This window comes from Brumimicrobium aurantiacum, assembly GCF_003402975.1.
Taxonomy (GTDB): Bacteria; Bacteroidota; Bacteroidia; order Flavobacteriales_D; family Crocinitomicaceae; genus Brumimicrobium; species Brumimicrobium aurantiacum.
Genome location: NZ_QURB01000003.1, coordinates 287,124 through 306,672, shown reverse-complemented (window position 1 = coordinate 306,672; position 19,549 = coordinate 287,124). Strand labels below are relative to the sequence as shown.

Sequence of the window (19,549 nt, the reverse complement as noted above, 5' to 3'; positions counted from 1 at the left end):
TTACTAAAAAAAACAGATTAGAATAAAGTGACGATATAAGTAATGTAGATAGCCAGTAAAATAGCACCACTCAAACGACCAACTTTTCTTTTCACCAACATCATAGGAAGCATTAGAATAGCGATTCCAATCATCCAAAGTAAGTCCCATGAAAGAACAAATTCCTTTACAGCAATTGGACTAACGATTGAAGTTAAACCAAGTACAGCAAGAATATTAAAGATATTACTTCCAATTAGATTCCCAACTGAAATATCTGTTTCTTTACGATATGCAGCTACACAACTTGTTGCTAATTCAGGAACCGAAGTCCCAAAAGCGATAATCGTAATACCTATAACATGTTGCGAAACACCTAAATCTACAGCAATTGATTTAGCTCCTTTAATCAACCAATATGAACCGAAGTATAAACCGATTAATCCTAGCACTAAAAAGAAAATATTCTTAGCAATAGAAATATTATTTGGTTTTTCTTCAATCTCAGGCATATCTAGGCTTTCAACTTTATTGCTTTTACGAGACTGTACAATGATAAATATGATGAACGCGATTAATGATACAAACATTAGGATTCCCTCCCATCTTTGAATTTCTAAATCGAAAGCGAAAAGATAAAACAACACAGAGGCAATCATCATCATTGGCCAATCATAACGAATAGTATTTCTCGCAACAGGCATTGGGAAAATCAAAACTGTTACCCCGAGCACTAATGCAATATTAGCAATGTTAGAACCAATTACATTTCCAATGGCAATTTCTGGCAATCCTTCATGCGCAGATTGCAACGAGACCAATAATTCTGGCGATGATGTTCCAAAGGAAACAACGGTCATCCCGATAACTAATTTTGACAATCTGGCTTTTGCAGCTATTCCAACAGCTCCCTTTACAAGAGATTCACCACCCGCAATAAGGAGTACTAGTCCTATAATAATTAAAAGAAGATTAAATAGCATTACTTATTATTTTCTTGGTCTAGTTTATGTTCTATTTTGGTGTCTTCAGGAGTTTCTGTCGTAGATTGAGAAGGTGTGTATTTCTGACTACCATTGATATTATTATTCACTTCAGTGGCAGAATCTTTTAAATCCTTGGTAAAGTTTTTTACTGGAGCTTCAAGACTATTCTTCGCATCATGTAGCGCACGATTTACATTCATATCGCGTTTTATATCTGTGCTTGTCTTCCTAATTTCGTCTTGAATATCCTGACTTGCGTCTTTAATTTGACGAATTCCTTTTCCTAAACCTCGGGCCATTCCTGGAATACTTTTCGCACCGAAGAATATCAGTACAAATAAAAGAATCACAATGATTTCCGAACCAGCAATACTATTAATGAATAATAACATGTCGCAAAGATACGAGAAATTGAGAATTGCAAAAACTAAACTTAGATAATTCACGAATATAATTGCATCGAAAAAAGACAAACAGAATTATTTAGAAAATTTAAACCCTTCTCTTTTACAAAAGTTTAAGAAAGACTTTGGTTGACTAACACATAATCCCATATAAATTCTTATCTTTCATGCAGAAAAAAAAACAGTAGAAAAATCAGAATAATTTTAGATTTACTATGCATACATTGTAAAAATTAGCTGTAATGAAAAATCTTTTTCTATTTTTGTACAAGACAAAAAATAAATAACTTAATTATATGAAAATACTCGTTTGTATTAGTAAAGCCCCAGATACAACCACAAAAATTTCTTTCACTGATGGTGACACGAAATTTGACGAAAGTGGTGTTAAATATATTGTTAATCCTTATGATGAGTGGTATGCGCTTGTGAGAGGACTGGAATTAAAAGAAGCTCATGGAGGAAGCGTAACTACAGTTACTGTAGGAACAGCAGAAGATGACGCAACGATCCGTAAAGCTTTAGCAATTGGTGCTGATGACGCAACAAGAATTAATGTTAAGCCTGAAGACGCAAGTCAAGTAGCTGCTGAAATCGCTGCTTACGCTAAAGAAGGTGCTTATGATTTAGTTCTTTTAGGAAAAGAAACAATTGACTATAATGGATCACAAGTAGGTGGAATGATTGCAGAGCATTTAGATATGCCATTTATTTCATTGGCTGAAAAACTTGATGTTGACGGAACAACAGCAACACTTGATAAAGAAATTACAGGTGGTGTTCAAACAGTTGAAGCTGAATTACCATTGGTTGTAAGTTGTGCTAAAGGAATGGCTGAACAACGTATTCCAAACATGCGTGGAATTATGGCAGCGAGAAAGAAGCCGTTGAATGTTGTTGAACCAACAAATGCAGCGAAACAAACTTCTTTTGTAAAATATGCTTTACCAGCTCCAAAATCTGCAGTTAAATTAATTGATCCAAACAACATGGATGAGTTGGTAGAATTGCTACACAACGAAGCGAAAGTAATATAATCACCCACGAAAAAAAGAATTTAAATATGTCAGTATTAGTATATATAAATAGTAACGGTGAAAAGATTGCTAAAAATGCATTCGAAGCAGTTACTTACTCAAAAAAAATAGGCGATGTTACTGTTGTAACAAACGGTAAAGCCGATGATTCAATGTTAGCACAGTTAGGTAAATACGGTGCGAGCAAAGTTTTAGTTGATCGTTCATTTGAAGGAATCGATGAGCAACAAATCACAAGATTAGTAGCCACAGCAGCTGAAAACGTAGGAGCAGAAACAATTGTTTTCTCTAACGATTTAATTGGTAAAGCTGTTGCACCACGTTTATCTGTTAAATTGAGCGCTGGATTAGTTGCAGGAGCAACTGGAGTACCTCAAGAAGATGGAACTATTCCAGTTAACGTATTTTCTGGAAAAGCACATGGTTTTGTTAAGGTAAACACAGATAAGAAAATTATCGCGTTGCTTCCTAACTCAATCCAACCAGAAGAAACTGGAGCTGACGCAGCAGTAGAAGAATTTAACGGAAATGCTGGTGATTCTCGTGTTACAGTGAAAGAAACAAAACTTCCAGAAGGAGACATACCATTACCAGAAGCGGAATTAGTTGTTTCAGGTGGTAGAGGTTTAAAAGGACCAGAAAACTGGAATTTAATTACAGATTTAGCAACAGAATTAGGAGCAGCAACAGCTTGTTCTCGTCCAGTAGCTGATTCAGATTGGAGACCACACCACGAACACGTTGGTCAAACAGGTGTTGCGATACGTCCAAACTTGTATATTGCTGCAGGTATCTCAGGTGCAATTCAACACTTGGCAGGAGTAAATGGTTCGAAAACAATCGTAGTCATCAACACTGATGATGAAGCACCATTCTTTAAAGCTGCAGATTATGGAGTAGTTGGAGATGCTTTCGAAGTATTGCCTAAATTAACTGAGGCAGTAAAAAAATTCAAAGCTTCGAACTAATCATTCGATAATAAATATTATTTTTACATGATATCAGATTAGGGAGGCATAAGCTTCCCTAATTTGTTATTTGTTTTTAATAATGTTTATTCATGATTAAAAGCGAATTACTTTTATTTACTATTCAAAATCAAGAACTTTAGCCAAGTATGGAAAAAGTAAAACTGGAAATTATTGGATTATCTTACAGTCAGACACAATCTGGAGCTTATGCCTTAGTATTATCAGAGGTTGATGGATTGAGAAGATTACCGATTATTATAGGTGGTTTCGAGGCACAAGCAATTGCCATCGAATTGGAAGATATGACACCTTCACGTCCTTTAACACATGACTTGTTTAAGAATTTTGCAGAGGCTTTTAATGTTACTGTAAAGGAGGTAATTATTTACAATCTTAAAGAAGGGATTTTCTACGCAAAATTAATTTGTGACCAAGACGGAAAAGAGATCGAAATAGATGCCAGAACTTCAGATGCCATAGCAATAGCAGTTCGTTTTGAATGTGATGTCTATACCTACGAAAACATCCTTAGCTCTGCGGGTATTCGATTAGACCAAGATGACATCGAAGAACAAACACCTACTCCAATTAAAAAAACGAAGAAAAACACACCTTCTTCTGAAGATAAAAGTGAACTTTCTAATTTAACAGTAAAAGAATTAGAAACGCAATTGGATAAGGCTGTTGAAGAAGAAAACTATGAGCTCGCATCAAAATTAAGAGATGAAATCAATAAACGCACTTCGTAGATCAACACTCCTTTTTATATTCTTGATCACGACATTTACATGTGTCTTTGCTCAGGCAGAAGATCAAGAATGGTTTAGAAGAAAGTTCTCGCTTCAATTAAATGAAAACGGGACTTTTAAAACCAACGACACCATATTAACTTCTCAAAAAAGTGGTGACTATATTCTCGAGGACAATAAGCTTATACTTTCAAGCATTGAAGACTCCTCGACAACTACTGAGATTTTCCCTATACTTACGCAAGAAGAAGGAAAATTTGCCCTTGAAAAAGAAAAAGAAAGAATTACCTACTTAAAAGAAAACAAAACTTTAGCTGCATCCTTTTCTTGGGGAGGAATTTTCCGTGGAATATTAGGTGTTGCTGCATTATTGTTAATCGCATTTCTTCTAAGTAAGAATAAAAAAAGAATCAATTGGCCACTTGTTGCAAAAGGAATTTTATTGCAAATTGTCTTGGCTTTACTTATTCTAAAAGTTCCTCTAATTGAAACAGGTTTTGACTTTATTTCTCAGGCTTTTGTGAAAGTAGTAGACATGGCCCACGAAGGAGCAATGTTTGTTTTCAGTAGTGTGATCACCGGAGAAATGTCTCCGCTCGTTAAAAACTTTGTGACTTGGGTTTTACCGTCAGTTATTTTCTTTTCTGCATTAACAAGTCTGCTATACTATTGGGGAATCCTACAACGTGTAGTATATGGAATGGCTTGGGTTATGAAAAGGTTAATGGGTTTATCTGGTGCTGAAAGTGTATCAGCAGCGGGAAATGTATTTCTTGGTCAAACAGAAGCTCCTTTACTCGTAAAACCTTATTTGAGTAAAATGACCAATAGTGAAATCCTTTGTCTAATGGCGGGAGGAATGGCAACTATTGCAGGTGGTGTATTGGCTGCATATATTGGATTTTTAGGAGGAGACGATCCAGAACAAAAAGTTTTCTTTGCTAAACACTTATTGACCGCTTCATTAATGTCTGCTCCGGCAGCAATCGTTTTTTCAAAAATATTATTACCCGAAACTGAAAAAATCAATAAGGATTTAACTGTACCCAAAGACAAATTGGGTGTAAACGCACTCGAAGCTATCGCAAATGGTACAACAGATGGTTTAAAATTGGCAGTAAATGTTGCTGCAATGTTAATCGTATTTATTTCATTGATCGCTCTTGCGAATTTCATGTTAGGAAAAGTAGGACACTATACTGGATTAAATGAAATCATTGCCAATAGTTCAACTTTATATACTGAATTATCTTTTCAATATATTGTAGGTAACGCCCTCTCTCCAATCGCATGGTTAATGGGAGTTCCTTGGCAAGACACCATGATTATTGGACAATTACTTGGTGAAAAAACAATCATTAATGAATTTGTTGCTTATCCACATTTAGGGGAATTACAAGACGAGATTTCAGCTAAATCGGTAATCATTGGAACCTATGTCTTGTGTGGTTTTGCAAATTTTGCTTCAATTGGAATTCAAGTTGGAGGTATTGGAGCAATTGCACCTGACAAGAAGCCTATTTTGGCACGTTATGGTGTACTCTCATTAATTGCAGGAACTTTGGCTTGTATGTTAACAGCTACAATGGTAGGTATGTTGTTTTAAGAATTAATTCTGTCAACTACATAATTAAAGTTTCAATCGCACACTAAAGTTATCTTAAATATTTTGGCAAAATCCATTGCGATATAGCTTTTATCTAATTAGAATAAAACACTTTCAAAATGAATATTAAAGGAGAATTGAGAAAAATGAACGTTTCACTTGATGATGAAAACAACGTACATTATCAACTTAAATTTCATAATACAAAGACTGGTGAAGAGCAATTAATTTCTGCCAATGAATTAATAGGAAAACGAGTTAACTTTCAATTTGAGGGAAATATTTTCTGCAAAAAATGTGGTAAAAAGACCAAAACTTCATTTAATCAAGGATTTTGTTATACTTGTTTTAAAGACGCTCCAGAATCTGCAGAATGTATCATTCGACCTGAATTGTGTAAAGCTCACCTCGGTGAAGGGAGAGATGTTGAGTGGGAAGAGAGGAACCACAATCAACCACATGTTGTCTACCTTGCAGCTAGCGACGTAATTAAAGTCGGTGTAACAAGAGAAACGCAAATTCCGACTCGATGGATAGATCAAGGTGCAAATGAAGCGATACAACTAGCTGAAACACCGAATCGATATTTAGCTGGAGTTTTGGAAGTTGCTTTAAAATCTCAGTTTACAGATAAAACCAATTGGCGAAAAATGTTGCGTAATGAAGTTGATGAAAACATTGATCTTGAAGAAACGAAATGGGAACTCGAAGAAGCTTTACCTGAGGATCTCGCACAATACATCACAGATGAAGATGAAGTAACAGATATCAATTATCCGGTTATAGAATATCCTGTTAAAATCAAAAGCGTTAATCTCGACAAGCTTCCAGAAATATCTGGCACATTAAAAGGAATTAAAGGACAGTACTTTATTTTGGATGGTGACCGCGTGATGAATATACGTAGACATACGAGTTATGAAGTGGAGTTTTCAATTGAGAATTGATAATTCACAATTAAAAATACTTCATTTTAATATTGAACTTATAGTTGATTAAAATGGAAATCAATCGTCAGTTCTTTATACTCCTCTGTATAATTATTCTCATCATCTCTAATTGTTAAAGAAGACTCGATAAACCTAGGTTGTCTTTTTGAAAACACGACCACATCTCTTACATGTCTTCCAGGCTTACCGAAAATACGTATTTGTCGAATTAGCTTTAGTATTTTGCTACTTTCAACCAAGGATGCTGTTCTTTCTGCAGGAATGATCATCCATAATTCACCATTGTCACTTAATAGATTAGTAGAATGGTCAATAAAACCTTCGAGTGACATACTGTTTTCATGACGGGCCAAACTACGTTGTTCATTTTCAGATGGCATTTTGGTATTGAAATACGGTGGATTGGAAACAATTAAATCTAGTGGTAAATCTGGAGAATAAGATAAAAAATCTTGATGTATTGCTGAGAAATCGGCATTGAGTTGTCCTCTATTTGCTTCTTCAAAATTGATTTTTGCTTGTGCAATTGCTTTTTCGTCAATATCGAGTCCTGTAACCTGCGAACCTGGATATTTTTGCGCTAACATTAAAGCGATTACTCCACAACCCGTTCCAACATCTAGTATTTTTTTAGGCTGATTTGATGGATCTATCATAGCCCCTAAAACCATTGCATCCGTTCCTACTTTTTGCGGGACATTATCCTGGTGAACATTAAATTTTTTGAATTTGAATATGCTCATAAAAAGGGAGGTTTTTGATATTCAAAAATGGAAATTGATATTGGTTTGGGGCCATTTGGAATTGGTATGGACAAATTGAAAATCGTCCCTACGATTCCAAATACATTTCGATCAATCCTGCAGTGGCTTTGACGTGCAATTCTTTCTTTTCACGATCCACTTTTTGCACTAAATCATTTCCTAAAGGCAATAACACTTCTTTGTCAAGTTGTGTATTTTGCACCTGCAATAAAGGGTTGATTTTATAATCTAAAACTTGAACAACCTCGCCTACTTCGCCATATACTTCATCGATTACTGCAAAACCAATAATTTCGTGATCATAGAAATGTTTACCTGTTAACTCAGGTAGTACTTGTAGGGGAAGGAAAAGTTCCTTTTTAAGAATGATTCGTGCATCCTTTTCAGAGTCGACACCTTCAAATTTGACTTTCGCAAATCCTTTGTCCTTCATTGTGATTTTCTCTACAAAGAAAGGTGTTAGAATTCCGTCTACGTCAATAAATACGGCGTCAAGGTTAGCGTACTTTTCTGGATCTGTCGCATCAAAAAAAAGCGAAACTTCACCTTTATAACTGTGAAGTTTCGCTACGTAACCTAAATTAAAGCAATCTGCTTTATTCATTTTCTTTAACGATTGTAAGAATTATTTTTCTTCTGTTTCGTCTGTTTTTTCTTCAGCAGGAGCTTCTTCACCACCTTCTTCAGCTGGAGTTTCTTCTTCTACTTCCTCAGGTGCATTCTTTGCAGCAATTGCAGCAGCTCTTTCTTCGTTTACTTTACGCTCTGCAGCTAAACGATCTGCTTCTGCTTTCTTCATTGAATCAGATAAACCTTCAGATTTCTTAGAAATTTTAGCGTCTTTATCATTCAACCATGCTTCGAATTTTTTCTCAACATCAGCTTCAGTTAAAGCTCCTTTTGCTACACCTCTAAGTAAGTGATTTTTGTACAATACACCTCTATACGAAAGAATCGCACGTGCTGTATCAGACATCTCAGCTCCTTTAGAAACCCATGATAATGTTTTATCAAAATCAAGGTCAATTGTTGCTGGATTTGTGTTTGGGTTGTAAGTACCCAATTTTTCGATAAAACGTCCATCACGTGGTGCACGTGAATCTGCCGCTACTACGTGGTAAAAAGCATATCCTTTCTTACCGTGTCTTTGCAATCTAATTTTTGTTGCCATAATGTTTTATTGGTTGGAGTTCGAAACTCCGATTAATAATATTTATTTATAAGGGTGCAAATATAGTGGTATTTATTTGATTAATGAAAAATTTAAAAGTGAAAAATGAAGAATTATAAATGAACAGTGAAAAATGAAGAATTATAAATTAAAAGTGAAGAATTAAAAATTATGAATGAAAAATGGAAAATGAAGAATTAAAAATGAAAAATTATAAATGAAAAGTGAAGAATGAAGAATGAAAAATGAAGAATTAAAAATTATAAATGAAAAGTGAAAAGTGAAAAATTATAAGGAGCTTTCAAAAGACAATTAAAATTCTTATATTAGAATATGATTAAAAAAAGACCTAACCCACTTAAAGAGAAGAGTTTCACATTTGCAATAAAAATTGTGAGGCTTAGTCAAGATTTAGTTTCTAAGAAAAAAGAATACGTTCTAAGTAAACAAATACTACGTTCTGGGACAGCCATTGGAGCTTTGATAAGAGAAGGGGAATTCGCTGCTAGCAAAGCCGATTTCATTAACAAATATACTGTATCCCTTAAAGAAGCAAACGAAACTGATTATTGGTTAATGTTGTTAAAAGACACTGGTTACTTATGCAATGATGATTTTACAAAATTACAAGAACAATGTAAGGAATTGATTTCAATGTTAGTGAGTTCTATAAAAACAGTGAAGAAGAGCTTATATAAAAAATGAAGAATGAGAAATTATAAATGAAAAGTGAGGGAAGATTAATTTTAAATGAAGAATAAAAGATTATAAATGAAAAACGTAAAGTGAAAAATGAAGAATGAAAAATGGAGAATTATAAATTAAAAGTGAAGAATGAAAAATGAAGAATGAAGAATTATAAATTAAAAACGTAAAGTGAAAAATGAAGAATGAAGAATGAAGAATTATAAATTAAAAGTGAAGAATGAAAAATGAAGAATAGAAAATGGAAAGTGAGAAATGAAGAATTATAAATACACTTTCATCAGAGAACTTTCGGATTAATTGTGTCAATCACGTAGACTGTATCTAATTTTCCATTTTTCATTCACTAAGCAAATTCAGCCAACTCCATCCAACGCTCTGTCTTGGCTTCTAATTCTTGCATTAGCTCTCCTAATCTTTTACTTGATTCATTCAATTCATCTGAAGTCGCCTCGCCACTTGATAAAATAGCTGTTAGGTTTTCTTTCTCTGTTTCCAAAGCTTCTACTTCCGCATCTAAGGCCTCAAACTCTTGCTTTTCTTTAAAACTTAATTTCTTCTTTTCGGCTGGTTTTTTAGTTGCTTTTACTTTAGGTTTTTCTTCTGCTTTTTTGGCCGATTCTTTTGCAGCATCCGCTTTTTCTTGACGCTTTTCGGCTTGTTCTTCGAGTAAATCTTTTTTCGATTGTTCACGGAAAGCAGTATAGTTTCCAGTAATATCTTTGATTTGAGCATCGCCCTCAAAAACAAAAATATGGTCGACCATCTTATCCATGAAATAACGGTCGTGAGAAACGATAATCAAACAACCTTGGAAGTGCTTTAAGTAATCTTCAAGTACACTTAGGATGTAAATATCCAAATCATTGGTTGGCTCATCGAGAATCAAAAAGTTAGGATTGCTCATCAAAACTTTCATCAATTTTAATCGACGACGTTCTCCCCCACTCAACTTGTATACATAATTATAGTGCATACTGCGCGGGAAAAGAAATTTCTCCAAGAATTGTGCTGCCGACATTTCTCGACCTTTTTCCAAAGGAATAAATTCAGCAACTTCACGAATTACATCAATGACTTTTTTATTTTCATCGACTTCAATATTGGCTTGTGAATAGTAACCAAAAACCACAGTATCACCAATTACCACTTTTCCAGCATCCGGTTCTTCTTCTCCAGTTATAATACGTAACAATGTTGATTTCCCAACACCATTTGGACCAACAATCCCAAGTCGTTCCTTACGTTTAAATGTGTAACTTAACTTGTCAAGAATTCTCAAATTGGGATAGCTTTTTGAAATATTATGTAATTCCAAAATCTTCGTTCCCAAACGTTCCATTTTTACTGGAATTTCGAGTTCTTCCTTGTCTATATTTGTATGTGCTTTTTTCTTAATGTCTCCAAAAGCATCAATTCTCGCTTTTTGCTTTGTTCCTCTTGCCTTCGGTTGTCTACGAATCCATTGCAATTCTTTTTTGAATTGACTTCTTGCTTTCCCCACTTCAACGGCTAAATTCTCTTCTCGTTCTGCTTTCTTTTCTAAATAGTAGGAGAAGTTTCCTTTGTAACGGTACAATTGCTCATCTTCAAGCTCATAAATTTCATCTGTAATCACTTCCAAGAAATATCGGTCGTGCGTTACCATGAAAATTGTGGCATTTGATTTCGATAAATACTCTTCCAACCATTCAATCATATCTAAATCGAGGTGATTGGTTGGCTCATCTAAAAACAAGAAATCAGGTTCTGCGATCAATACTTTTGCTAAGGCTACACGTTTTCGCTGACCTCCAGAAAGTGTACTTACTTTCGCATCGTAATTATGCAATTTAAGTTTAGATAAAATTTGTTCTACCAAACTATCCAAATCCCATGCATTCAATTCAGAAACAGCCTCAAATAAACTGGCCATTCCTTCCTCGTCGTTATCTCTTACTGCTTTAGAATATTTCTTAAAAACATTGAGTTTTGGTAAATCGTGATCAAATACCTCTTCGTAAATCGTGTTTTCAGGATTTAATTTATCAGATTGCTCTAAATACGCAATGTTGATGTCATTTCTAAAAACCACTCGACCATCGTCATAATGCTCTTCGCCTATCAAACAGCGCAACAAAGTTGATTTTCCGCTACCGTTTTTCGCGACAAGCGCTACTTTTTGACCTTGGTCAATTCCAAAGCTTAAATTTTCAAAAATCGTACGGTCACCATACGTTTTCGTTAGTTGTTCAACTGATAAATAATTCATTAACGGATACGATCTATTGATTTGATGAGTTTGATATCACGACGGATTCCAATATTTGCTAAGAATGAAAAAGCCAATGCTATAGCAATACAGTAAAAACCAAAACTCAATTGTGCACTTGTTACATATTCAGCTGACTCTGGAACAGTGCTCCCTTTCATTAAATAATAAAGAGCTATTGCTGCTCCAAAAAGTAAAAAATTCAAAACGAAAAGTAAACGTCCTAATTTCAATTGTCTTTTTAAGTTTTTATATCCTAAAAGTACAACTACTGTTAACATTGAAAGTAAAATTGTAATCGAATAAAACGGGAAATAATAGCTTGGGATTCCTTTCATTTCTTCCGTTATTTCAACCTTTCCAGTTGCTTGTTTCAACAATTCTAAATTCTCATCTGAAAGTTCTCCTTGAAGATTAATATCAGTTTGAACACCATAAACATTTCCATAGTTTGTCATATCAAACTGCCCTTCCTGACTCACTTCAGTAACAAAAACATCTGTTCCAATACTTAGGAAAACCAAAGCAATTAACGATAACAATAAATAAATGGATTGAACGCGTTGAATCATAGTTTTTTTTTGTGCAAAGATAGTTTTTTTGTTGAATGTTGGAGGGTGAATGATGAATGGAATGATAAATGAAGAATGAAAAATTATAAATGAAAAGTGAAAAGTGATAAATGAAGAATTATAAATGGAAAATTAAAAGTGAAAAATGAAGAATGAAAAATTAAAAGTGAAAAATGGAGATGTGATGAGTGGAATCTAGAAAAAGGTCATTTATTTTATTTTTCTTATTTTCGAAGATATATTGAAACACACAACTTAAAAAAACACTATTATGATGGCAGCCTTAGCAAAATTTGGATGGATTATTCCGATAATTGTGATACTCGCAATGTTAGCATATAAAGTTTGGACAAAAAAGGAATTGGCCTTAACAAGTAAATACCAAGATATACTTTCTATTTCTGGTGATTTAAGTCTCAACTTAAAAATCATCAATGAAGCATTACAAAATGCTAGATTTAGAAAAGTGATGCTAGATGAATTTGACCATCGTTTTTATGCACAAACCCGCTATTCTATGTCGTCCTTTTCAGAAAACATTGAATTGAAATATCAACAAAAAGGTGAATCTACAGTTATTAGTTTTAAGTCAATTTGTGCTTTACCTACCCAAGTTTACGATTGGGGAAAGAACAAAAGAAATTTCAAACGATTTAATAAGGAGCTTGAAAGATTAATGAAAAAGGAGAATTAATCTATAATTATTACAAATCAATAGATGTATGAATTTAATCACAAAAATAACCATTATACTCTTCGGATTAATGACCATTTTAAGTTGTAAAAAAGAAACTTACGGTCTAAATACTGAATTTGAATTAGATTTTAACGAAACCGCCATTGTAAATGTTGGTGAAGAAAAATGGACAGTCAAATACACTGAACTTACCGAAGAATCTCGATGTCCACCAGAAGCATACTGTATTTGGGCCGGTCAAGTTGCCGTAAGAATAGAAATTAACGATCATATTCAGGCTGTGATTGGTCACCATACTGAAATTCCTCCTAGCTTTGAATTTAAGCAATCTCAAATTCGATTACGAGGAGTTGAATATAATAAGGACCGTAATTTCGGAAAGGAAAAACATAGTAACATTCGCTTAATCGTTGATTAAACTATCCCTAAGCCCAATGAATTACAACAACAAAAAGTTTAGACCTCTACAAAACTCTGAAAACGGAGAAACCTCATCTGAGACTGTATTTGAGTACAAACAAAATGGAAATATTTTAACTTCAGAATATCAAGGAAGCCAAATTAAAATTGGTCACCTCATCGGATTGGTTGATGAAGAAGGTAATATCGATATGCGTTATCATCAAGTGAATCATAAAGGAGAATTAATGACTGGCGTATGCAGATCTGTCCCTGAAATAATGGAAAATGGAAAAATACGACTACATGAAGATTGGAAATGGACTTCTGGGGATTGCACAAGTGGGAAGTCTCTTTTGGAGGAGATTTAAATTAATTTGACTAAATTTACCTTAGGAAAAACACAAAGCTATGAAAGCAATTTTTACAACAATACTTACTGTACTTCTACTTATTTTCAGTACAAACTCACTTTCGCAATGTCAAGCCATTTCTGGAAAACACATTCACAGGTGCTCTGTAGACTCAACAATACAGCTCGGAGGAAGCCCAGCAGCTTTAGGTGGTACACCACCTTATACTTATGAATGGAGTATTGACCCAATCCCAACCTTATCTCAAGTTGTTCCCTATGTTCATACTTCTCACCTTTTAAATGACACAACCATTGCTAATCCCACTTTTAGTGGAAATTCATTCGTTGAAGACTCTATCCTCTTCTACCTCAAAGTTACAGACAATCAAGGTTGTCAGAGTTTTGACACTTTATTGGTAACCACATCACAATTTTTCATACATCTTGGTCAACTCAGTTTTACAATAAATGCTGGAGACTCTATTTACCTCGATGATGGCACAAATGTTATGGCTAGTTTTCAACCTTCTACTTACGATTGGAATCCTTCTTATGGATTAAGTGATACAACTATTGCTTCAGGTTTTTGGGCGAGTCCTGCTACCTCTACAGCATACGCTGTTACTGTTACCGATTCTGAAGGCTGCTCGCAAACAGGTGGAGCCTATTACTTCATTAATGTGAATACTGTCGGATTATCAGAAAACAATTTAGACTTGGTTGAATTGTATCCCAATCCAACAACTGATATCGTAAACATTAAAAATGGAGAATCAATTCAAAAAATAGAGCTTTACGACACTGATGGTAAAAAAATGAAAGTCAACTTTAAATCTAAAAATCAAATTGATTTATCCGGCCTTTCCAAAGGGAGTTATTTCTTAAATCTGTATTTTCAAGAAAGGGTCATTCGGAAGAAAATTGTAAAAAAATAAGCACGGAAAAAGATTAATAATAAATGATTTTATCACATAAACATTTATTTCTTGTAACTTATCAAAGCCTCCCACAACACCTCCACAGGATGAATCGCTTTTCGTTCAGTCGCATCTTTTATTTGATGTCTACAACTCGTTCCTGCAGCCACAATCTTGGTTTCACTAACTGCACTTTTTACCGCAGGAAATAAAACCATCCCACCTACTTTCTGACTCAATTCATAATGTTCTTTTTCATAGCCAAATGAACCGGCCATTCCACAACATCCTGATGGAATCAATTTAACGCTATAGTTTTCTGGAACGGATAGTAGTCTTACACATTCATGGATATTCCCTAATGACTTTTGGTGACAATGACCATGCAAAAGAATTTCCTCTTTCTTCGTTGTAAAGTCAGCTGAAGTAATTTTGCCTTTTTTGACCTCTCTCGCCAAGAACTCATCTATCATCAACACATTTCTGCTTATTTTTTTTGCTTCAGCTACAAGTTCCTTATCTACCAATCGTGGATATTCATCTCTAAAACTCAAAATTGCAGAAGGTTCTATTCCCAATAATGGAGTGTCAGAATTGATCAAATCTTTAAAAATACTAACATTTTTATTGGCCATCTTTTTAGCTCGTGGCAATAATCCTTTCGAAATAGCAGCCCTTCCACTTTCTGGATGTTCTACCAATTTTACATGATACTTTAATGCTTGTAAAAGTTCAATACTCTTAATTCCAATTTCGGTATCATTCCAATTGGTGAATTCATCACAAAATAAAACGACGGTACCATTGTCTCCATTGCTTGCCTTATAATTTTTCTTATACCATTTACGTAAACTCACTTTATGAATGGTTGGCAGTGATCTTTTTTCCGCCACACCCAACATTTTCTTCGCAGGTTTTGAGAATAAAGGATTAGTTAAAAAGAAATTATAAAGTGAAGGAACAGCTCCACCTAACTTATTAAACTCATTAATATATGCAAAGGCTTTAGCACGGAACGGCACTCCATTTTCTTTATAGTATTGATGTAAAAACTCTGCTTTTAAAGTTGACATATCCACATTTGAAGGACATTCAGAAGTACAACCTTTACATGACAAACATAAGTCCATTACCGTTTTGATTTCCTCGTGATCAAATGGATTTGCCTTTTCACTTTTGGTAAGAAACTCCCTTAAAGTGTTGGCTCTTGCTCTGGTTGTATCTTTTTCATTTCGCGTAGCCTGATAACTCGGACACATTGTTCCGCCTGACAAAGGTAATTTTCTACAATCTCCAGATCCATTGCATTTTTCGGCAGCCCTTAAAATTCCTCCTTTATCTGAAAAATCAAATACCGTATCTATTTTCTTTTCTTTAACGTCGGGCTCATATCTCAAAGAAGTATTCATTGGCGGAGTATCCACAATTTTATTGGGATTAAAAATATAATTCGGATCCCAAGTTGATTTTACTCTTTTGAATAATTCATAATTTTCCTCTCCAACCATGATTGGAATAAAAGCTCCTCTTAATCGGCCATCACCATGTTCACCACTTAACGAACCATCATATTTCTTCACCAGTTCTGCAGAAGCTTTACTGATTTCATAAAATTGATTTACATCATGCGTTTCTTTCAAGTTTAAGATGGGTCTCAAATGCAATTCCCCTGCACCAGCATGGGCATACACGACTTGCTTTTGTCCGAAGTCATCCATAATTCCTCCAACATCTTGAATATAATCCGCTAAATCTTCCAAAGCCACAGCAGTGTCTTCAATACAAGCCACTGCTTTTTTATCTCCAGGAATGTTTGCCAATAATCCCAAGCCGGCCTTGCGTAATTCCCTAAGTTTATCTGTGTTTTCGGGAGAAATAACAGGAAAAGCATAACCCATTTGATGGTTTTTCAAATCTGTAATCATTGTTTCAGCTTTGAACATCGCTTCTGCAAGGGTATCTTCTCTAAATTCAACCATCAATAAGGCTGCTGGATCGCCTTCAATAAACCAACGATTTTTCCTTTGATTGATATTTTCTTTAGTACAATCTAATATAATTTTATCAATCAGTTCACATTGTGTAGGATTGTGTTTCATCGCCAATTGCGTGGCCCGTAAACTTTCATCAACATTAGAAAAATGAAGTGCAGCAATGACATCCACAGGTTTTTGAACCTCATCTAAATGCAATTTAATTTCAGTTGTAAACGCAAGTGTTCCTTCAGATCCACACAACAACTTACAAAAGTCAAAGGCTTTTTCTTCCTTTGAAAACATTTCTGTTTCAAGGAGAAAATCCAAGGCATAACCTGTATTCCTTCTGTGAATACTTTTTTTAGGGAAATGCTTTCTGATGTTTTTTTGATTTTTGGGTAGATCTAATTCTAATTGAATTTGTCTATAGATTTCTCCTTCCAACGTGGGTAATTTCGTTTTTGCCTTAAATTCAGATTTACTTAAGGAATTAAAAACAGCTTCAGAACCGTCAGATAAAAGTGTTTTCAATTCCAAAACATGTTCTCGTGTTGTTCCGTACACAATAGAAGTTGTTCCACTCGAATTATTCCCCACCATTCCACCGATCATGGCACGATTTGCAGTAGAAGTAATCGGACTAAAAAACAAACCAAAAGGCTTTAGAAAAGCGTTGAGTTCATCTCTCACAACACCTGGTTGAACCCTCACCCACTTCTCCTTTTCATTGAATTCGATTATTTTAGTAAAGTGTTTTGAAATATCTACAACTATTCCTTTCCCGACCAATTGACCAGCAAGAGATGTTCCAGCTGCTCGTGGAATTAAAGAAGTTTTATGTGTGTTTGCAAACTCGATCAGTTTTTTTAAATCCTCATCATTTTTTGGTAAGGCCACAGCCAATGGTAGTTCTCTATACACCGAAGCATCGGTTGCATAAATCACTTTCATTAAATCAGTATAATAAAATTCTCCTTCTAAAGTCTGAGCAAAAGCAGCTAAACTTTTATTACTTATTTCTAAATCCACCATGAATACAGCTAAAAAGTATCAAATTAAACAATTCCAATTATCATCTTATAAAAAAAAGAGAGAAAACTTAAATTTCCTCTCCTGATATAATTCGTGTTTGAACACTATTCATACGCTTTTCCAGTCAAAACTAAGTCTTCTTCACTTGTTACTGCTGAAATAAAATCTGTACTACTCATTGGTTCACTAAACATTGGGAAATCCTTTGCAATTGCATTATTATGTTCCTCTATACTTAATCCGGCACAACAATCTTTAAGGGTAACGACATTAAACCCGTTTTCATAAGCTGTACGCATTGTAGACTCAACACAACAGTTCGTTAAAAATCCTCCGATAGCAACATTTTTAATGCCTTTGCTTCTTAAAATGAAATCTAAATTTGTACTGTGGAATCCACAAAGACCACGTTTTCCTTCAATTACGATATCTTTTTTTTGTGGCTTTAAAGAATCAACGATTTCTACTCCCCAAGTAGATTTTTGAAAAGCATTATTGTCGACAATACCTTTTAAAATCCCATAAGGTGTATTCGTTAACTCTTTATAGTTTTCTGTGAAAGAAATTGGAACATGGATAATTTGAACACCTTCTTTTCTGGCTTGTGCTACCAATTTTTCAGTATTGGCAAGCATGTTAGTTTCTTCCATTACCGTTTTTACTCCTTCATGGAAAATCCCACCTTCTGAAGTAAAATCATTTTGAAATTCAATTAATACGATTGCTGTTTCATTCTTATTCATATCATAATGTTTTTTAGTTAGAAATTATGCAAATCCCACTTAAAAAGCAGACAAATGCAATGGCAATTTAGCTTTTCACTTTTGAAAAAGATGTCACAATCTTATATATGAATAGCACATTCTTCCCAAGATTTGTAAGCATTAAAATTATTCAGTACTTTTAGTTCATGTTCAAGCTCAAGCCATTACAATTAACACCTGTTCATCAAGTCAATAGCTTGGTGGAACAATCTCGTGGTTATAATTTCGACATGTGTGAATTAAACATTTATGAAACACGCAAAAGAGTGATGGACTTTCCATTGAGTTTTAAAGGTTTTACCATTACTTCGATGTTGAGAGGTACAAAAAAAGTAAAGTTTCAAGACAACAAAATAAGAGATTACAATCCAGGGAATACCATTATTGCTCCTTCATCTGAAATCTTAAACATTGATTTTCCAGAAGCATCTTTTAAAGATCCGACGCAATGTTCAGCGTTAACTTTAGACAATACTTTTGTCAATCGCCAAATCGAGGAATTTAATGAAGCTATAAATGACAATGCTTTTATTAATGGTTGGCAAACCTTAGATAATTCGATCTTATTATATAACAATGAAGAGTTAGTCAACATTCATAAAAAGATATCTAGAATTGCCCATTCAACAGATCCATTTAAAGAGATTCATATTAAAATGCTCTTGAAAGAAATGATTCTTTGTGTGATGAAGATGCAATACGTTAGTGTTTTAAAGGAGTCAGCCCAACAGAACACCAACAACTCCCCTTTCTCTGCTATCATTTACTTTATTCGTCAAAACATTTACCGAGACATCAGTATAGATGATTTACTTCAAGTAGCAGACATGAGTAAATCGGCATTTTACCGCGCTTTTGGAGCAGAATTAGGTTTATCACCTTACCAACTCATTATAGAAGAAAGATTAAAAGCGGCCAAAAAACTATTGCTTGAAGAGCAACTTTCTATTAAAGAAACAGCTTATTCTACAGGTTTTTCAAGTGCCAATTATTTCATTCGTTTATTTAAGAAACATGAAGGAATGACTCCAAAACAGTTCGTCTTGAACAATCACTAAATCAATTGAAGTTTTAAAATCCTAATTTTTACATTACCTCCTTTATTTATACCGATTACGGTCTTTGGTTCTGAACCTCAATTACATTAAAAAAATTTGTCCTTTAACAGAAGTTCATCACACTCATAAAATATGCTAAAGTTTAATAAATTGAGACAAGACCTTAACCAGGAGTTAATAAACAATATCTAATTTTACCCTCACGA

The 19,549-nt window shown here is 34.2% G+C and carries 20 protein-coding genes; 11 read left to right on the top strand and 9 right to left on the bottom strand.

The features are described from left to right. Positions 1–17: 17 nt before the first annotated feature. Both DXU93_RS07170 and DXU93_RS07165 read right to left on the bottom strand, forming a co-directional pair. Positions 18–962: a calcium/sodium antiporter gene (locus DXU93_RS07170; protein ID WP_116880592.1), complete on the bottom strand. Its 945-nt coding sequence runs from the start codon at positions 960–962 to the stop codon at positions 18–20. Continuing rightward, a complete protein-coding gene (locus DXU93_RS07165) occupies positions 962–1,357 on the bottom strand; it encodes a Sec-independent protein translocase subunit TatA/TatB (protein ID WP_116880591.1) in 396 nt (131 codons plus the stop codon). The genes DXU93_RS07170 and DXU93_RS07165 overlap by 1 nt, the downstream gene beginning before the upstream one ends. A gap of 308 nt (positions 1,358–1,665) precedes the next feature. Here DXU93_RS07165 and DXU93_RS07160 point away from each other — a divergent pair, with 308 nt between their 5' ends. The 5 genes from DXU93_RS07160 (at position 1,666) to DXU93_RS07140 (ending at position 6,679) form a co-directional block, all read left to right on the top strand. Beyond that, positions 1,666–2,406: an electron transfer flavoprotein subunit beta/FixA family protein gene (locus DXU93_RS07160; protein ID WP_116880590.1), complete on the top strand. Its 741-nt coding sequence runs from the start codon at positions 1,666–1,668 to the stop codon at positions 2,404–2,406. A 26-nt stretch (positions 2,407–2,432) separates the two neighbouring features. Next, positions 2,433–3,374, top strand: coding sequence for an electron transfer flavoprotein subunit alpha/FixB family protein (locus DXU93_RS07155; protein WP_116880589.1), 942 nt, complete (start codon positions 2,433–2,435; stop codon positions 3,372–3,374). A 149-nt stretch (positions 3,375–3,523) separates the two neighbouring features. Next, positions 3,524–4,126, top strand: coding sequence for a bifunctional nuclease family protein (locus tag DXU93_RS07150; RefSeq protein ID WP_116880588.1), 603 nt, complete (start codon positions 3,524–3,526; stop codon positions 4,124–4,126). Further along, the gene (locus DXU93_RS07145; RefSeq protein ID WP_116880587.1) at positions 4,101–5,732 is read left to right on the top strand and encodes a NupC/NupG family nucleoside CNT transporter; all 1,632 of its coding nucleotides are present in this window, start codon (positions 4,101–4,103) and stop codon (positions 5,730–5,732) included. The genes DXU93_RS07150 and DXU93_RS07145 overlap by 26 nt, the downstream gene beginning before the upstream one ends. 119 nt (positions 5,733–5,851) lie before the next feature. Further along, positions 5,852–6,679: a DUF2797 domain-containing protein gene (locus tag DXU93_RS07140; RefSeq protein WP_116880586.1), complete on the top strand. Its 828-nt coding sequence runs from the start codon at positions 5,852–5,854 to the stop codon at positions 6,677–6,679. A gap of 38 nt (positions 6,680–6,717) precedes the next feature. Here DXU93_RS07140 and DXU93_RS07135 read toward each other — a convergent pair whose 3' ends face one another. The 3 genes from DXU93_RS07135 to DXU93_RS07125 all read right to left on the bottom strand — a co-directional run bounded on the left by DXU93_RS07135 (position 6,718) and on the right by DXU93_RS07125 (position 8,617). After that, positions 6,718–7,425, bottom strand: a complete 708-nt coding sequence (locus DXU93_RS07135) for a tRNA1(Val) (adenine(37)-N6)-methyltransferase (RefSeq protein ID WP_116880585.1) — start codon at positions 7,423–7,425, stop codon at positions 6,718–6,720. A gap of 88 nt (positions 7,426–7,513) precedes the next feature. Next, the gene (gene rimM, locus DXU93_RS07130) at positions 7,514–8,050 is read right to left on the bottom strand and encodes a ribosome maturation factor RimM (protein WP_116880584.1); all 537 of its coding nucleotides are present in this window, start codon (positions 8,048–8,050) and stop codon (positions 7,514–7,516) included. A gap of 21 nt (positions 8,051–8,071) precedes the next feature. After that, complete coding sequence (locus DXU93_RS07125) at positions 8,072–8,617, bottom strand: 30S ribosomal protein S16 (RefSeq protein ID WP_116880583.1); 546 nt, start codon at positions 8,615–8,617, stop codon at positions 8,072–8,074. 333 nt (positions 8,618–8,950) lie between these two features. Here DXU93_RS07125 and DXU93_RS07120 point away from each other — a divergent pair, with 333 nt between their 5' ends. Beyond that, positions 8,951–9,322, top strand: coding sequence for a four helix bundle protein (locus DXU93_RS07120; RefSeq protein WP_116880582.1), 372 nt, complete (start codon positions 8,951–8,953; stop codon positions 9,320–9,322). A 346-nt stretch (positions 9,323–9,668) separates the two neighbouring features. Here the strand turns inward: DXU93_RS07120 and DXU93_RS07115 are convergent, their stop codons facing one another. Beyond that, positions 9,669–11,573: an ABC-F family ATP-binding cassette domain-containing protein gene (locus DXU93_RS07115; RefSeq protein WP_116880581.1), complete on the bottom strand. Its 1,905-nt coding sequence runs from the start codon at positions 11,571–11,573 to the stop codon at positions 9,669–9,671. Further along, positions 11,573–12,145 carry a DUF4293 family protein gene (locus tag DXU93_RS07110; RefSeq protein WP_116880580.1) on the bottom strand — a complete coding sequence of 191 codons (573 nt, stop codon included), beginning with the start codon at positions 12,143–12,145 and terminating at the stop codon, positions 11,573–11,575. Before DXU93_RS07110 ends, DXU93_RS07115 begins: the two co-directional genes overlap by 1 nt. Before the next feature lie 271 nt (positions 12,146–12,416). Here DXU93_RS07110 and DXU93_RS07105 point away from each other — a divergent pair, with 271 nt between their 5' ends. Genes DXU93_RS07105 through DXU93_RS07090 form a run of 4 tightly spaced genes read left to right on the top strand, consistent with a single transcriptional unit; the run spans position 12,417 to position 14,531 of the window. Beyond that, complete coding sequence (locus tag DXU93_RS07105) at positions 12,417–12,839, top strand: hypothetical protein (RefSeq protein ID WP_116880579.1); 423 nt, start codon at positions 12,417–12,419, stop codon at positions 12,837–12,839. Between the two features lie 28 nt (positions 12,840–12,867). Next, positions 12,868–13,260, top strand: a complete 393-nt coding sequence (locus DXU93_RS07100; RefSeq protein ID WP_123776075.1) for a hypothetical protein — start codon at positions 12,868–12,870, stop codon at positions 13,258–13,260. 16 nt (positions 13,261–13,276) lie between these two features. Beyond that, positions 13,277–13,612, top strand: a complete 336-nt coding sequence (locus DXU93_RS07095) for a n-acetylglutamate synthase (RefSeq protein ID WP_116880577.1) — start codon at positions 13,277–13,279, stop codon at positions 13,610–13,612. A 40-nt stretch (positions 13,613–13,652) separates the two neighbouring features. Further along, positions 13,653–14,531, top strand: coding sequence for a T9SS type A sorting domain-containing protein (locus DXU93_RS07090; protein ID WP_116880576.1), 879 nt, complete (start codon positions 13,653–13,655; stop codon positions 14,529–14,531). 44 nt (positions 14,532–14,575) lie between these two features. Here DXU93_RS07090 and DXU93_RS07085 read toward each other — a convergent pair whose 3' ends face one another. Together DXU93_RS07085 and DXU93_RS07080 are read right to left on the bottom strand one after the other, a co-directional pair. Beyond that, complete coding sequence (locus DXU93_RS07085) at positions 14,576–17,521, bottom strand: FAD-binding and (Fe-S)-binding domain-containing protein (RefSeq protein WP_116880575.1); 2,946 nt, start codon at positions 17,519–17,521, stop codon at positions 14,576–14,578. A 104-nt stretch (positions 17,522–17,625) separates the two neighbouring features. Further along, positions 17,626–18,264 (bottom strand): cysteine hydrolase, encoded by a 639-nt coding sequence (locus DXU93_RS07080; RefSeq protein ID WP_116880574.1) that lies wholly within the window; start codon positions 18,262–18,264, stop codon positions 17,626–17,628. Between the two features lie 167 nt (positions 18,265–18,431). Between DXU93_RS07080 and DXU93_RS07075 the strand changes: the two genes are divergently transcribed. Further along, positions 18,432–19,343, top strand: a complete 912-nt coding sequence (locus DXU93_RS07075) for a helix-turn-helix domain-containing protein (RefSeq protein ID WP_116880573.1) — start codon at positions 18,432–18,434, stop codon at positions 19,341–19,343. Positions 19,344–19,549 lie beyond the last annotated feature (206 nt).